The organism is Alteriqipengyuania abyssalis, assembly GCF_019857185.1.
GTDB classification, from domain to species: domain Bacteria; phylum Pseudomonadota; class Alphaproteobacteria; order Sphingomonadales; family Sphingomonadaceae; genus Alteriqipengyuania; species Alteriqipengyuania abyssalis.
Genome location: NZ_JAHWXP010000002.1, coordinates 684141 through 696977 on the forward strand (window position 1 = coordinate 684141; position 12837 = coordinate 696977).

The 12837-nt window shown below is 63.3% G+C and carries 14 protein-coding genes; 9 read left to right on the top strand and 5 right to left on the bottom strand.

Features of this window, described 5'->3' with window-relative positions; translation table 11 throughout:
* Nucleotides 1-26: 26 nt before the first annotated feature.
* Nucleotides 27-542, bottom strand: coding sequence for a hypothetical protein (locus tag KYN89_RS08430; RefSeq protein ID WP_222824653.1), 516 nt, complete (start codon nt 540-542; stop codon nt 27-29).
* 58 nt (nt 543-600) lie between these two features.
* On the bottom strand, nt 601-1149 hold the full coding sequence (locus tag KYN89_RS08435) for a hypothetical protein (RefSeq protein WP_222824654.1): 549 nt from the start codon (nt 1147-1149) through the stop codon (nt 601-603).
* Between the two features lie 92 nt (nt 1150-1241).
* Between KYN89_RS08435 and nadB the strand changes: the two genes are divergently transcribed.
* From nadB to KYN89_RS08455, 4 genes are all read left to right on the top strand, one after another.
* Nucleotides 1242-2837 carry an L-aspartate oxidase gene (nadB, locus tag KYN89_RS08440; protein ID WP_222824655.1) on the top strand — a complete coding sequence of 532 codons (1596 nt, stop codon included), beginning with the start codon at nt 1242-1244 and terminating at the stop codon, nt 2835-2837.
* 153 nt (nt 2838-2990) lie between these two features.
* Complete coding sequence (locus KYN89_RS08445; protein WP_222824656.1) at nt 2991-3794, top strand: GGDEF domain-containing protein; 804 nt, start codon at nt 2991-2993, stop codon at nt 3792-3794.
* A gap of 110 nt (nt 3795-3904) precedes the next feature.
* Nucleotides 3905-4186, top strand: coding sequence for a hypothetical protein (locus KYN89_RS08450; protein ID WP_010233872.1), 282 nt, complete (start codon nt 3905-3907; stop codon nt 4184-4186).
* Between the two features lie 462 nt (nt 4187-4648).
* Nucleotides 4649-6721 carry a ribonucleoside-diphosphate reductase subunit alpha gene (locus KYN89_RS08455; protein WP_222824657.1) on the top strand — a complete coding sequence of 691 codons (2073 nt, stop codon included), beginning with the start codon at nt 4649-4651 and terminating at the stop codon, nt 6719-6721.
* A 176-nt stretch (nt 6722-6897) separates the two neighbouring features.
* Here KYN89_RS08455 and KYN89_RS08460 read toward each other — a convergent pair whose 3' ends face one another.
* Nucleotides 6898-7584, bottom strand: a complete 687-nt coding sequence (locus KYN89_RS08460) for a type 1 glutamine amidotransferase domain-containing protein (protein ID WP_222824658.1) — start codon at nt 7582-7584, stop codon at nt 6898-6900.
* Nucleotides 7585-7878: 294 nt separating this feature from the next.
* On the opposite strand from KYN89_RS08460, the gene KYN89_RS08465 reads away from it, so the two are divergent.
* Nucleotides 7879-8481, top strand: a complete 603-nt coding sequence (locus tag KYN89_RS08465) for a TetR/AcrR family transcriptional regulator (protein WP_222824659.1) — start codon at nt 7879-7881, stop codon at nt 8479-8481.
* Between the two features lie 109 nt (nt 8482-8590).
* On the opposite strand, the gene KYN89_RS08470 is transcribed toward KYN89_RS08465, so the two are convergent.
* Entirely contained in the window at nt 8591-8833 is a 243-nt protein-coding gene (locus KYN89_RS08470) for a DUF2171 domain-containing protein (RefSeq protein WP_197635314.1), read from the bottom strand.
* 154 nt (nt 8834-8987) lie between these two features.
* Here KYN89_RS08470 and KYN89_RS08475 point away from each other — a divergent pair, with 154 nt between their 5' ends.
* The 4 genes from KYN89_RS08475 to KYN89_RS08490 all read left to right on the top strand — a co-directional run bounded on the left by KYN89_RS08475 (nt 8988) and on the right by KYN89_RS08490 (nt 12248).
* The gene (locus KYN89_RS08475) at nt 8988-9563 is read left to right on the top strand and encodes a hypothetical protein (RefSeq protein WP_222824660.1); all 576 of its coding nucleotides are present in this window, start codon (nt 8988-8990) and stop codon (nt 9561-9563) included.
* A gap of 153 nt (nt 9564-9716) precedes the next feature.
* The gene (locus KYN89_RS08480) at nt 9717-10781 is read left to right on the top strand and encodes a ribonucleotide-diphosphate reductase subunit beta (protein ID WP_222824661.1); all 1065 of its coding nucleotides are present in this window, start codon (nt 9717-9719) and stop codon (nt 10779-10781) included.
* A 76-nt stretch (nt 10782-10857) separates the two neighbouring features.
* Entirely contained in the window at nt 10858-11514 is a 657-nt protein-coding gene (locus KYN89_RS08485; protein ID WP_222824662.1) for an MT-A70 family methyltransferase, read from the top strand.
* Nucleotides 11514-12248 carry a BglII/BstYI family type II restriction endonuclease gene (locus tag KYN89_RS08490; RefSeq protein ID WP_222824663.1) on the top strand — a complete coding sequence of 245 codons (735 nt, stop codon included), beginning with the start codon at nt 11514-11516 and terminating at the stop codon, nt 12246-12248. Before KYN89_RS08485 ends, KYN89_RS08490 begins: the two co-directional genes overlap by 1 nt.
* On the opposite strand, the gene KYN89_RS08495 is transcribed toward KYN89_RS08490, so the two are convergent.
* On the bottom strand, nt 12245-12802 hold the full coding sequence (locus tag KYN89_RS08495) for a thermonuclease family protein (RefSeq protein ID WP_222824664.1): 558 nt from the start codon (nt 12800-12802) through the stop codon (nt 12245-12247). The two genes, KYN89_RS08490 and KYN89_RS08495, sit on opposite strands and share 4 nt — an antisense overlap.
* Nucleotides 12803-12837: the final 35 nt, after the last annotated feature.

Below are 12837 nucleotides of genomic sequence, written 5' to 3' on the forward strand. Positions count from 1 at the left end.
ACCGCCCGATCGCGCCGGGGCTGCCTCTAGCCCTCCGAGCCGGGCGGCAGGGCGAGCCGCGCGATATGGTCGCCATCCAGCTCGATCAGCCAGTGCTCGGGGTAACCCGTGATCCAGATCGTCCAGCCGAAATCGAGCAACACATCGAGATGGGCGATTCCATCGCTTGCCATGAGCGCCACGTCGGTTTCGAGACCGGTATCGTAGGAGAAGCGGATCGTGGTGTCAGGTGCGGTCGCTCGGGCGATCATCGTGCCGATTGCATCGATGCGCTTTTGCGCGGTCCGGCTGCCATCGGGGCCGTCCGCGTCATTGAGCCAGCAGTGGTCGCTATCGGCAGGTTCGGGGCAATCGGGCCACCACACGCCATTGCCCGCGATGCGGATGTGAGGGGGTGTCCAGATCCCGTTGAAGCGCGGCTCGTGCGGAACGCCGCGTTCCACAAGGCGCGGGATGATGGTCCCCTTCACGCTGGGTGGCGGCGGGGTCGCCTTCAGCGCCGCGCGCCGTTCTTCCAGCTGCTTTCGCTTTTCCGGGTCCATGGGTGTTTGCACACCGCGAACCGGGCGCGATCAAGCGAAAAGTGACGGCAGACGGTGCCTAGTCGTCCAGCGACCAGTGCGAGGGCAGGCTCGCGAGGCATTCGCCCATTGCCGCAATGGTCCGGTCGCGCTCGACGCCGTCGAACTTGACCAGCACGGCCGCGCTTTCGTCGTTCGGCCTGGTCAGCAGAAAACCGCCGGTCTTCTGAATATCATCGAAATCGAGCTGCAGCGCTTTGAGGGATGACGCGTATTCGAAGATGCCCGGCCCCTGTTCCTTCTTGATGAAGGCCTTGCGATCGGTGACGATCCCCTCGGTCGTCAGGCGTCGGAAGTCGAACTCCTCGCGATCCACCCCGACATCGGCCGTCGTCAGAAGGTACAGCTGGCTCGTCACACTCGTGCGGCCGATCAGCACCGTGACCGCGGTCTTGTCCGCCGCGCTCATGAACAGCATCGAACAGGTGGTGCCCGTCCGCTCGACCTTTGCGGATTGCGCCCCGTCGGCAAACTGGAGGAATACCTTCGAGGCGGGCTCCTGCGCGGCTACGCCCGATACGGCGATGGCGAGGCCCGCGAAGAGTGCGGCGAAAGGCTTGCTGGACATTGATGCGATCCCTGCTGCTGTCGGTTTATCTTCGCCCAACCCAATCCCTTCTCGCTTGTCCAATGACAAAAGCCGTCATAGCTGCATCGGATATGACACAGCAAAGCGCGCAACATGATGTCCTCGTGATTGGCTCGGGCGCGGCGGGCCTCACCGCGGCGCTGGCCCTTGCCGAAGAGAAGAAGGTGCTGGTGCTCGCCAAGGGCACGCTCACCGGTGGCAGTACCGCGTGGGCGCAGGGCGGGATCGCCGCCGTGCTCGACGCGGGGGACACCTTCGAAGATCACATCCGCGATACGATGGTCGCGGGCGCGGGGCTCAATGATCGCGAGACGGTCGAATTCGTGATCGAGCGCGCGCCGCATGCGATCGACCGGCTGATCGAGCTGGGCGTGCCGTTCAACAAGGAAAGCGGTGCGCTGCATCTGACCCGCGAGGGCGGGCACTCGCATCGCCGGATCGTGCATGTGAACGATGCCACCGGCTGGGCGGTGCAGTCCGCGCTGCTCAAGGCGGCGGAGGAAAATCCCAACATCACCCTGCTGCCGGGCCGCACCTGCGTCGACCTGATCACCGGGCGGCACGAGCTGCGATATTCGGGCGCGGGCCAGGTGTGGGGCGCCTACGCGCTCAACGAGGAAACCGGCGAGGTCGAGGCACATGTCGCGCGCGCGACCGTGCTCGCGGCAGGCGGGGCGGGGCGCTGCTACCTGTTCAGCACTGCGCCGCGCGGAGCGACCGGCGATGGCATCGCGATGGCGTGGCGCGGGGGCGCGCGGGTCGCCAACATGGAAATGATGCAGTTCCACCCGACCTGCCTCTACAATCTGGAGGTCAAGAACTTCCTGATTACCGAGGCGGTGCGGGGCGAGGGCGGGCGGCTCTACAACCCGCGCACCGGCAAGCGATTCATGGAATTCTACGATCCAGAACGGCTGGAGCTGGCGCCGCGCGACGTGGTCGCGCGCGCGATCGACGCCGAGATCAAGCGCTTCGGGCTCGACTACGTCCATCTCGACATCAGCCACCAGCCGCCCGAATTCGTGAAGGAGCATTTCCCCACGATCCACGAGAAGCTGCTCGGCCTCGGCATCGACATGACCACCGGACCGATCCCGGTGGTGCCCGCGCAGCACTATACCTGCGGCGGGGTTCTGGTGGACCTCTATGCGCGCACCGATCTGCCCGGCCTGTGGGCGGCGGGCGAGTGTATCGAAAGCGGGCTGCACGGGGCCAACCGCCTCGCCTCCAACAGCCTGCTCGAATGCTTCGTCTTCGGCGAGGCGGCGGCGCGCGATATCCTGTCGATGTGGGACGAGCTCGACGCCCCGCCCGAAATCCGTCCGTGGGACGCAAGCAGGGTGACAGATTCGGACGAGGCGGTCGTCATCAAGCAGAACTGGACCGAGATCCGCCGCTTCATGTGGAACTATGTCGGCATCGTGCGCACGACCAAGCGACTCGAACGGGCGGCGAACCGCATCCGCCTGCTCCAGAGCGAGATCGACGACTATTACGGCAGCTTCCGGGTCACGACCGATCTCATCGAGCTGCGCAATCTGGTCCAGGCGGCGGAGCTGATCGTGCGCTGCGCGCTCGAACGCAAGGAAAGCCGGGGGCTGCACTTCACTCTCGACCATCCGCAGACGGACAGCATTGCCCGCGATACCGTGCTGCTACCGCGTTGAGCCCGTCCCCGTCGGCGGACAGGCCGGGGTGAGAAACCGTTAACCCCTTCCCTGATAGCCGCTCCCCGGACGGGAGGCCTCGTTCCATCACGGAGGCCATTTTCGGTGCGGTTCTATTGTGCCACCCGGCGGGTGTTTCCCCGCCACTACATCTTGCGCATCTTCTTGTTGTGCTTCGTTTCGGTCCACCTGCCGATCCTCGCTTTTGCCGGCACGATGGCCTGGCTGGGTACGTGGAGCTGGGCGGTTTTCTGGCCGATCCTGCTTGCCACGGTGTTGGGCACCGGCGCGGCAATTTTGGGCATGGCCGGTCTGCTCAAGCCGATCGGGATCGCGACCGAACAGCTGCGCCGGGTGCAGCGCGGCGAGATGGTGGAGCGCATTCCGGAAGGCGGCCCCGACATGGCGGGCCAGCTGCTCGCCGCGGTGGAGCTTGCCGCGCAGGCGACGCGCGAGCGGATGGAGAAGGTCCGCAGTCTTGCCGGCAGTGATCCGCTGACCGGGCTGCTCAACCGGCGCGGTCTCAACGAAAGTCTCCAGGCGGCGCTCGCCAGCGGAGGCAGCGGAACGATCGCGGTGCTCGACTGCGACCGGTTCAAGCAAGTGAACGACACTCTGGGCCATGCTGCGGGCGACCGCGCGCTGCGCGCGATTGCCGGCGGAATTCGCGCGCATACCCGCGAGGCTGACACCGCCGCCCGCTGGGGGGGAGACGAGTTCGTGATCTACTTTGCGGATCTAGACCCCGATGCGGCCGGGCAGGTGTTGGTGCGGATTCGCGATGCGCTGCACCAGCAGCCCGCCGCCCTGATCGACGATCGGCCGCTGGGCTTCTCCTTCGGGCTGGCGCGGCTGGGCGGAGCGCAAGGCCACCGCGATTCGAACAGCGCCTTCGATGCCGCCGACCGCGAGCTCTACCGCGCCAAGCAGGCCTGTCGCGGCGCAATCCCGGCCTGATCCCATTTTTCGCTGACATAACAATTGCTAATTATGGCTGAATCGGGGCGCTGAGCCATTGGTGGGGTGTGCCGCCCACCGGGGCGGAAGCAACAGCAAGGACAGACGTCATGAAGAAGTTCGCATTTTTTGCCGCCCTGCCGGTCGCCGCCCTCGCGCTGAGCGCATGTGGTCAGGATGACGCCGTCGAAGAGCGTGGCGACATGCTCGAAGAGCGTGCCGACGCAGTCGAGGATTACGGCGACGATCAGGCTGCGGCGATGGAAGAGCGCGCCGATGAAGCGCCGACCGATGCGCAGGAAGATGCGCTCAACGCCCGCGCCGAGGAAATCGACGACATCGGCGACGAACGGGCCGACGCGCTCAACGAACGCGCCGACGAAATGGAATGAGGCTTTTCGCCTGATTCGCCGGAGCTTTCCGGCACGGGCCTCCGCCAGCAATGGCGGGGGCCTTTTTGGTTGTCGGCCGTGTTTTCCAGCCTCGATTTTGCGCGAAGCGCGTGCTGCTAGCGCACTGTCCCGCCAAGCTGAATCCGCCCGGCTCGATTTTCCCACAGTTTGGTTGCGGCAGGCCGTGCCTCCCGAATCGGCGCGGGCAGTGCCTTTGTCGACTCGTCCAGACCCTTTGGTGGCCCGTCCCATGGTTTTTTGCGCCGCCGCACCCTTGCGCCACCCGCCTGCCTGATTCATGTTTGCTGTCCTTCGCGATGCGGACGCGGTCCGGGAGACTTGCAGCAGGGCTCTCGCGAGGGACGCGTGATAGTGCGGGCAAGATCCGCCAGTGCGCGGTTTAGGAAACAGCATGGGGCGTCACCACGGCGCACCATTCGGGCAATGCGTTAGGGGCGAGCTATGGAATTCAGCACTGGCGAGGCCGATATTTCCACAATGGGCGAAGACACGGCACGCCCCCAAAGCAAATCGACGGGCGGCAAGACCGCCGGCGGCAAAGGGCAAAAGGGTGCGAAGGCATCCGGCAAGGCCCAGAAGAAGGCAGTTACGATGGACAAGGATGATCGCGGCTCGGGCGAACTGGTCGCCGAAGCCACCGCCGAGGCGATGGCCAGGGCGGTCGCGGCGAGCGCCGGCGACACCTCCGACAGCAAGAAGATCAACCCGCGCCGGTTCGAGATCGTCACCGATTCCGCGCGCGATGCGAACCTGACCGAATTCGGCAAGGAAACGCTGGAAGACCGTTACCTGCTGCCGGGCGAATCCTATCAGGACCTGTTCGCCCGCGTGGCCGATGCCTATGCCGACGATCAGGCGCACGCCCAGCGGCTGTACGACTACATCTCGAACCTGTGGTTCATGCCCGCGACCCCGGTGCTGTCGAATGGCGGCACCAATCGCGGCCTGCCGATTTCGTGCTACCTCAACAGCGTCGAAGACAGCCTCAACGGCATCGTCGACACCTGGAACGAGAACGTGTGGCTCGCCTCCAAGGGCGGCGGGATCGGCACCTATTGGGGCAATGTCCGCGGGATCGGCGAGCCGGTCGGCCTCAACGGCAAGACCAGCGGGATCATTCCCTTCGTCCGCGTGATGGACAGCCTGACGCTGGCGATTTCGCAAGGCTCGCTGCGTCGTGGCTCGGCCGCGTGCTATATCGACATCAGTCACCCGGAGATCGAGGAATTCCTCGAAATCCGCAAACCTTCGGGCGACTTCAACCGCAAGGCGCTGAACCTCCACCACGGCGTTCTCGTCACCGACGAGTTCATGGAGAAAGTGCGTGCGGGCGAGGAATTCGACCTCGTTTCTCCGCGCGACGGCTCCGTGCGCAAGACGGTCGACGCGCGCTCGCTGTTCCAGAAGCTGGTCGAAACGCGCCTCGCCACGGGTGAGCCCTATATCGTCTTCTCCGACACGGTGAACTCGATGATGCCCAAGCATCACCGCGATCTGGGCCTCAAGGTTTCGACCTCGAACCTGTGCTCGGAAATCACCCTGCCCACGGGCCGCGACCACCTGGGTAACGACCGCACGGCGGTGTGCTGCCTCAGCTCGCTCAACCTCGAAAAGTGGGACGAGTGGAACGGCGACAAGCAGTTCATCGAGGACGTGATGCGCTTCCTCGACAACGTGCTGCAGGACTATATCGACCGCGCTCCGCCCGAAATGGCGCGGGCCAAGTATTCCGCCAGCCGCGAACGCAGCGTCGGCATGGGCGTAATGGGCTTCCATTCCTTCCTGCAGAGCAAGAACCTGCCGCTCGAAGGGCCGATGGCCAAGGCGTGGAATATCAAGATGTTCCAGCACATCAGCACCGCGGCCAACGAAGCCTCGATGATGCTCGCGCATGAGCGTGGCCCGTGCCCCGATGCCGAGGAAATGGGCGCGATGGAGCGGTTCAGCTGCAAGATGGCGATCGCGCCGACCGCGTCGATCAGCATTATCTGCGGCGGGACCTCCGCCTGTATCGAACCGATCCCGGCGAACATCTACACCCACAAGACCCTGTCGGGCAGCTTCATCGTGAAGAACCCGTACCTGCAGGAACTGCTCGCCAAGAAGAGCAAGGATTCGACCAATGTGTGGAATTCGATCCTCGAACGCGGCGGCAGCGTGGCGCACCTCGACTTCCTGACGCCGGAAGAAAAGGCGGTCTACAAGACCAGCTTCGAGATCGACCAGCGCTGGCTGCTCGAATTCGCGGCCGACCGTTCGCCGATGATCGACCAGGCGCAGAGCCTCAACCTCTTCATCCCCGCCGATGTCGACAAGTGGGACCTGATGATGCTCCACTTCCACGCGTGGGAGAAGAAGATCAAGTCGCTCTACTACCTGCGGTCCAAGAGCATCCAGCGCGCGGGCTTCGCCGGCGGCGTGGAGGCGGACAACACCTCCGAAGCGGCGAAGTACGAGCTGGCCGCAGGCACGGGCGAACAGACCGATTACGAGGAATGCCTCGCCTGTCAGTAGGTTGGCACTGATTGGGGCTGTGCAAGGAAACTGATAGCCGAAATCCGCGTCCCGAATGGATGCGTCATTCAAAGAAAACCCCGGCGCGCTGAAGGGCGCGCCGGGGTTTTTGTCAGGTTCGCCAAGCGGCGATCATGCAATCGCGCCCGGGCGGGGGATGATCGCGGCCTGAGCCGTCACCCGGCTGCTTCGAGCGCCTTGAGCAGGGCCTTGGCGGCGGGGGCGGACGAGGCGGGGTTCTGCCCGGTGATCAGCAGGCCGTCCTCCAGCACGTAGGGGCCCCAGTCCGGGCCGCTGGAATAATTGCCGCCCTTGGCCTTCAGCTCTTCCTCGACCAGGAAGGGCACCACGTCGGTCAGGCCGACGCCTTCTTCCTCGGTATTGGTGAAGCCGGTCACGCGCTTGCCCTCGACCAGCGGACGGTCGTCCTGTGCCTTCACATGGCGCAGAACGCCGGGTGCGTGGCACACCAGCGCGACGGGCTTGTCGGCGGCGATGAAGCTTTCGATCAGCGCGATCGAGGTCTTGTCCTCGGCCAGATCCCACAGCGGGCCGTGGCCGCCGGGGTAGAAGACGGTGTCGAAATCGGCCGCCTTCACATCCGCCAGCTTCACGGTTTCGCCCAGCTGCTTCATCGCAGCATCGTCGCTTTCGAAACGGCGCGTGTCGTCGGTCTGGGCATCGGGCTCGCTGCTCTTGGGGTCGAGCGGCGGGCGTCCGCCAGCGGGCGAGGCGAGCGTGATGTCAGCCCCGGCATCCTTGAACGCGTAGTAGGGCGCGGCCAGCTCTTCGAGCCAGAAGCCCGTCTTCTTGCCCGTGTCGCCGAGCCGATCGTGCGAGGTCAGTACCATCAGTACCTTCATGATAATCTCCTTCGTTGCGGCACAAACTGGCCACCCATGGATAGACCGGTCGGCCGCGCCGTCGCCGCCACTCGCTTCGATGCGAGGGTGCGGCGACACCGCAGCCGGGTCGATGAAGCGGGATATAGGAATGATTAGACCGGTCGTCTAGAGCGTCCCTATGCCTAGTTTGACCTCACCGATCGGCGTGCGTAGGTAAATAAAGCTGATACTCGTGAAAGCTGGCGTAAGCCGAGTCGATCTCCGAAGCGTCCTCGGCTAGACGACCGGTCTAGCTGCGCCTATATCATGCCCATGGCCACCGCTTCACCTGCGCAGGATACCCGCTCCGCCATTCTCTCCGCCGGACAGGCGATCATGGGGCGCAAGGGCTATTCGGGTGTCGGCCTGACCGAAATCCTCACTGCGGCCGGTGTGCCCAAGGGTTCCTTCTACCACTATTTCGCGTCGAAGGACGCCTTCGGGGAGGCGATGGTCGCCGCCTATTTTGAGGATTACCTGGCCGGGATGGACGCGATCATCGCCAGGTCCGGCCTGACCGCCGCCGAGCGGCTGATGCTCTATTTCGCCGACTGGCGGGAGAATCAGGTTGCGTATGATTGCCAAGGCCGATGCCTCGCGGTGAAGCTTGGCGCGGAAGTCGCCGACCTGTCGGAGCCGATGCGGCTGGCGCTCAAGGCCGGAACGGGCGGTGTCGTCTCACGGCTGGAGGCCATGCTGCGGGCGGGCATCGCCGATGGTTCTCTGCGTTTCGAAGGCCATACGGGCGACGTTGCCGCATCGCTGTACAATCTCTGGCTCGGCGCGAGCGTGATGGTGAAGATCGAGCGTTCGCACGAGCCGTTCGAGGCGGCGCTTCGCACCACGCGCCGGATGCTGGCGATGTCCCGAGCCTGATCGGCTGCCGCGGCTGTGACAGCAAAAACCCCGGCGCGCGATATGCGGGCCGGGGTTCTGGCGTGAGGGGCCTTAGGGGGCACCCGCACGTTCTGCCGATGCGCCAGACTTACGCGGGCGTGGTCGCCTTATTGCCGAGGCCAACGGGCAGCGGCGTGCCTTCCTTCAGCACGACGCGGTTGTCGTCGAGCTTTTCGACCGCGTCGAGCGCGATGAAGTGGTGCTGGTCGTCCATCGCATCCGACTTGGTCAGCTTGATGCGTTCGTCTTCGACCTCATCGACCGTGCCGACGTGCTGGCCGGTGGAATCGACGATTTCCATGTGTTCCTTGATGCGGATCTTCTCGAACATAAATTGCTCCAATCGTTCTTTATTTTCAAAGGCCTGTGTCGGCCTGTCTTACACGAAACCAATGGATGGAGGGGGGGAATCGTTCCGGAGCGGCGGGGCGGGAGCGGCCATGCGTGCGCTTGCGGCGATGATGTGAGTGCGGCATTCTGAGCCGATGGGGGAAGAGGTGGCTCTGCATATCGGCGCGGCGGATGTGAGCTGGGGCGAGCTGTGGCCGCTCGGCATCTTCGCACTGACGGTGCCGGTCGTGCTCATGCTTCCGTGGGCCGCGTGGCATGTGCGAGACTGGCGTATCCGCAAGGCGCGCGCGGCGGGCAAAACCGAAATTGCGGACATACTTGCGCTTGATCACGGTGAGGACAACTCGCCCAGGTTGCCGACCGCCCTTCTTCTGAGGGCCGCGCTAACGATGATCGCTTGGCCTGCGCTGATCATCTTTCAGGAAAACTTCGCCGACGAGCTCGAGCATATGATGGGCGAGGGGTGGGGCTTCGCGGCAGCAATGCTCACCCTCGCCTTCATCACCGCGTGTGCGTGGATGTGGGAGAAGGTGAAGCGCAACGCGTTGTCGCCCGACGAACTCGCCGCGCTGGAGGAAGAGGAAGAACACCAGCGCTGGATGCGCTCGATCGATGGCGATTCGATGCCGGGGCTGTTCGTGGCGATCGCTTTCGGGGCGGCGATCCTGGCGGGCATCATATTCTTCGTCCGCGCGATAACCCCGCTCTGAGCGCCTTCCCGGCGAGGGGCGCGCCCCTCTCACGGCTTATCCACCACCCAGTGCCCGCCCTTGCTATCGAATCACCGCTGTGATTCCTTATGTTGGTCCACCCAGTAAGATCGTAAACACCGAAGAAGGCCCCCGCGCCCCGGAGAACACCCAATGTCGCTGCTCGAAGCCCGCAAGACCTACAAGCCTTTCGAATATCCGTGGGCGTACGACTTCTGGAAGCGCCAGCAGCAGGTTCACTGGATGCCCGAGGAAGTGCCGCTGGGCGAGGACTGCCGCGACTGGGCGCAAAAACTGTCCGAGCACGAGCGTAACCTGCTCACCCAGATCTTCCGCTTCTTCACCCAGGCCGATGTCGAGGTGCAGGACTGCTATCACGAGAAATACGGCCGGGTGTTCAAGCCGACCGAGATCAAGATGATGCTCGCGTCCTTCTCCAACATGGAGACGATCCACATCGCGGCCTACAGCCACCTGCTCGACACGATCGGCATGCCCGAGAGCGAGTACGGCATGTTCCTCGAATACGAGGAGATGAAGGACAAGCACGACTACCTGCAGCAGTTCGGGGTCGACACGGACGAGGATATCGCGCGCACGCTCGCCGCGTTCGGTGGCTTCACCGAAGGCATGCAGCTGTTCGCCAGCTTCGCGATGCTGATGAACTTCCCGCGCTTCAACAAGATGAAGGGCATGGGCCAGATCGTCAGCTGGTCGGTCCGTGACGAGAGCCTCCACTGCGAAGGCATCATCCGCCTGTTCCACGAATTCGTGCGCGAGCGGGACTGCTACACCAAGGCGGTGAAGGAAGACATCATCGACATCTGCCAGAAGTCGGTGCGGCTGGAAGACAACTTCATCGACCTCGCTTTCGAAATGGGCCCGGTCAGCGGCATGACCGCGAAGGAAATCAAGAAGTACATCCGCTACATCGCGGACTGGCGGCTGGGCCAGTTGGGCCTGCAGCCGATCTACATGATCGACGAGCACCCGCTGCCCTGGCTGACCCCGCTGCTCAACGGCGTGGAGCACGCCAACTTCTTCGAACAGCGCGCGACCGAATATTCCAAGGGCGCCACCAAGGGCGACTGGAACACGGTGTGGAGCACCTTCGACAAGCGCAACAAGGCCAAGGCCGCGAACGAAGTCGACGGCGCCGAGGACGACGGTCCGGGGCTGTTCGGCGATGATGCCGGGGGCGTGCAAGCGGCGGAGTAGGTCCGGAATGGACTGGCGGGGTTGACGTTGGAAATCCGGTAGTTCAGATCTTGTTTTGTTCCTACAGGAGGCCGCAATGCTCGACCCCGATGGCGTTCCTTGCGCTGCAACCGATTTACTGAAAGCCGCGGGAGATACTCCTTACGGTACAATTCTCGCAGATCCGCCTTGGCAGTTTCAGAACCGTACCGGGAAGGTCGCGCCAGAGCATAAGCGTCTCAATCGCTATGGAACGATGGCGCTGGGTGACATTTGTGATCTCCCCGTCGAGGCGATCGCGGACAACCCGGCGCATCTTTATCTTTGGGTGCCCAATGCACTGTTGCCCGAAGGCTTGAAGGTAATGGATGCTTGGGGCTTCCGCTATGTTTCCAACATTATCTGGGAAAAGGTGCGCAAAGACGGTGGGCCAGATGGGCGCGGCGTCGGGTTCTATTTCCGGAATGTGACCGAGATATTGCTTTTTGGCGTGCGTGGGAAAAATGCGCGCACGCTTGCCCCCGGGCGGAGGCAGGTCAACATTATTCGCAGCCAGAAACGGGAGCATTCTCGAAAGCCTGACGAGCAATACAAAATCATTGAGGAATGCAGCTGGGGACCGCGCATTGAGCTGTTCAGCCGTGGCAAACGCAAAGACTGGACGGTGTGGGGCAATCAGGCGGATGAAAGCTACAAGCCCGACTGGAAGACCTACGGTTACAACAGCAGTAGTGAGGCTATTGCAGCAGAGTAATGTTCGATACGCTGAAAGAGCGCGGCTTCGAGATCGTTTCGATCAATCACGCGCAAGCCATCGTAGAACGGGATTTCCCCGATGCGGAAGCCGAGATTGAAAACGCGCTCTCCGATCTGACGCTTCCGATTTCTGAGATAATCGGCAGCGGCGGCGGCGAAGCGAAGATGACGCAGCGGTTACGGCGCGGACTGACTGGCGCAAAATGGCCGAAACACAATTTCGAAATCGCCAAAACGGTCGATGGTGTAGTGAAAGAATCGATTACCCATGAAATCGATCATGTTCGCCGCTTCGAAAACGGTACCTTTGCGCTCGAGATTGAGTGGAACAATAAGGACCCATTTTTCGATCGCGACCTTGAAAATTTCAAGCGGCTTCACGCAGAGGGCGTTATTAGCGTAGCTGCGATCATTACGCGCGGAAGCGGTATGCAAGCTGAAATGCTATCGCGGGTCCGCCAGTTCGCAGCCGATAACGCAATTGACAGCTTCGACGTCCTCGATACCCTCGAAATCGATCCCACCACACGGCAGCGCCAACAGATTAAGAAGTGGACCGCCGCCGGCATGCCCTTTCAGGAAGCGTGGTCCAAGAAGTTTGCTACCGATAAGTACGGGACAGCTACGACCCATTGGAGCAAATTAATGGATCGTGTTGCTCGGGGCGTCGGCAATCCTTGTCCTTTGATCTTATTCGGATTGCCGACTTCGATTATCGATATGAACTCCTAACACCACTCCCGCCCACTGCCGCCCCAGCGCGTAGCCAGCCCCTCTGCCTCCAGCGTCTCGACCGCGCTCTCGCCGCTGCGGGCGAGGACGCGCAGTTTGCGGCCGTAGCGGTCGGTGTCGCGGCCGTCGGGGTTGGGGTGGACTTCGAACGCGCCTTCGTTGAGCCACCGGGTCAGGCGCTCGGTCGCGCGGGTGCCGGCGATCCGCTCGGCCTCGCAGGAAGGCCGCGAAATCTCCGGCGCGTCGATATCGGCGATGCGGATCTTCTCTCCGTTGAGCCAGATCGTGTCACCATCGACCACGCAGGTATGACGCGATCCGCCCACGCACAGCGCGAATTGCGCGGAGACGGGCACGGGCGCGGACGGCTTGTCGCTGGCCGCCTCTCCCATCACCGCCTTCCACGGAAACAGCACTGCAAACAGGCCCAGCGGCAGCACGATGGTCAGCGGGGTGATCGCGCCGCGCCATGAGGAGGCGCGGGGGTTGGCGCGCGGCGTGCCACGCTGGCTGCTGCGCAGGCCGGTGCGCCGGTAATGAGACTCCTCACCCATGCGCGCGCTCTTCGCGCGAAACCTCTCAACAGGAG

What these genes read in the sequence shown, in the direction of transcription:
- KYN89_RS08480 (WP_222824661.1), top strand. Translation starts at nt 9,717, where the DNA reads ATGTCGCTGCTCGAAGCCCGCAAGACCTACAAGCCTTTCGAATATCCG.
- KYN89_RS08455 (WP_222824657.1), top strand. Translation starts at nt 4,649, where the DNA reads ATGGAATTCAGCACTGGCGAGGCCGATATTTCCACAATGGGCGAAGAC.
- KYN89_RS08470 (WP_197635314.1), bottom strand. Translation starts at nt 8,833, where the DNA reads ATGTTCGAGAAGATCCGCATCAAGGAACACATGGAAATCGTCGATTCC.
- KYN89_RS08495 (WP_222824664.1), bottom strand. Translation starts at nt 12,802, where the DNA reads ATGGGTGAGGAGTCTCATTACCGGCGCACCGGCCTGCGCAGCAGCCAG.
- KYN89_RS08475 (WP_222824660.1), top strand. Translation starts at nt 8,988, where the DNA reads ATGGGGGAAGAGGTGGCTCTGCATATCGGCGCGGCGGATGTGAGCTGG.
- KYN89_RS08435 (WP_222824654.1), bottom strand. Translation starts at nt 1,149, where the DNA reads ATGTCCAGCAAGCCTTTCGCCGCACTCTTCGCGGGCCTCGCCATCGCC.
- KYN89_RS08430 (WP_222824653.1), bottom strand. Translation starts at nt 542, where the DNA reads ATGGACCCGGAAAAGCGAAAGCAGCTGGAAGAACGGCGCGCGGCGCTG.
- KYN89_RS08490 (WP_222824663.1), top strand. Translation starts at nt 11,514, where the DNA reads ATGTTCGATACGCTGAAAGAGCGCGGCTTCGAGATCGTTTCGATCAAT.
- KYN89_RS08450 (WP_010233872.1), top strand. Translation starts at nt 3,905, where the DNA reads ATGAAGAAGTTCGCATTTTTTGCCGCCCTGCCGGTCGCCGCCCTCGCG.
- nadB (WP_222824655.1), top strand. Translation starts at nt 1,242, where the DNA reads ATGACACAGCAAAGCGCGCAACATGATGTCCTCGTGATTGGCTCGGGC.
- KYN89_RS08465 (WP_222824659.1), top strand. Translation starts at nt 7,879, where the DNA reads ATGGCCACCGCTTCACCTGCGCAGGATACCCGCTCCGCCATTCTCTCC.
- KYN89_RS08485 (WP_222824662.1), top strand. Translation starts at nt 10,858, where the DNA reads ATGCTCGACCCCGATGGCGTTCCTTGCGCTGCAACCGATTTACTGAAA.
- KYN89_RS08460 (WP_222824658.1), bottom strand. Translation starts at nt 7,584, where the DNA reads ATGAAGGTACTGATGGTACTGACCTCGCACGATCGGCTCGGCGACACG.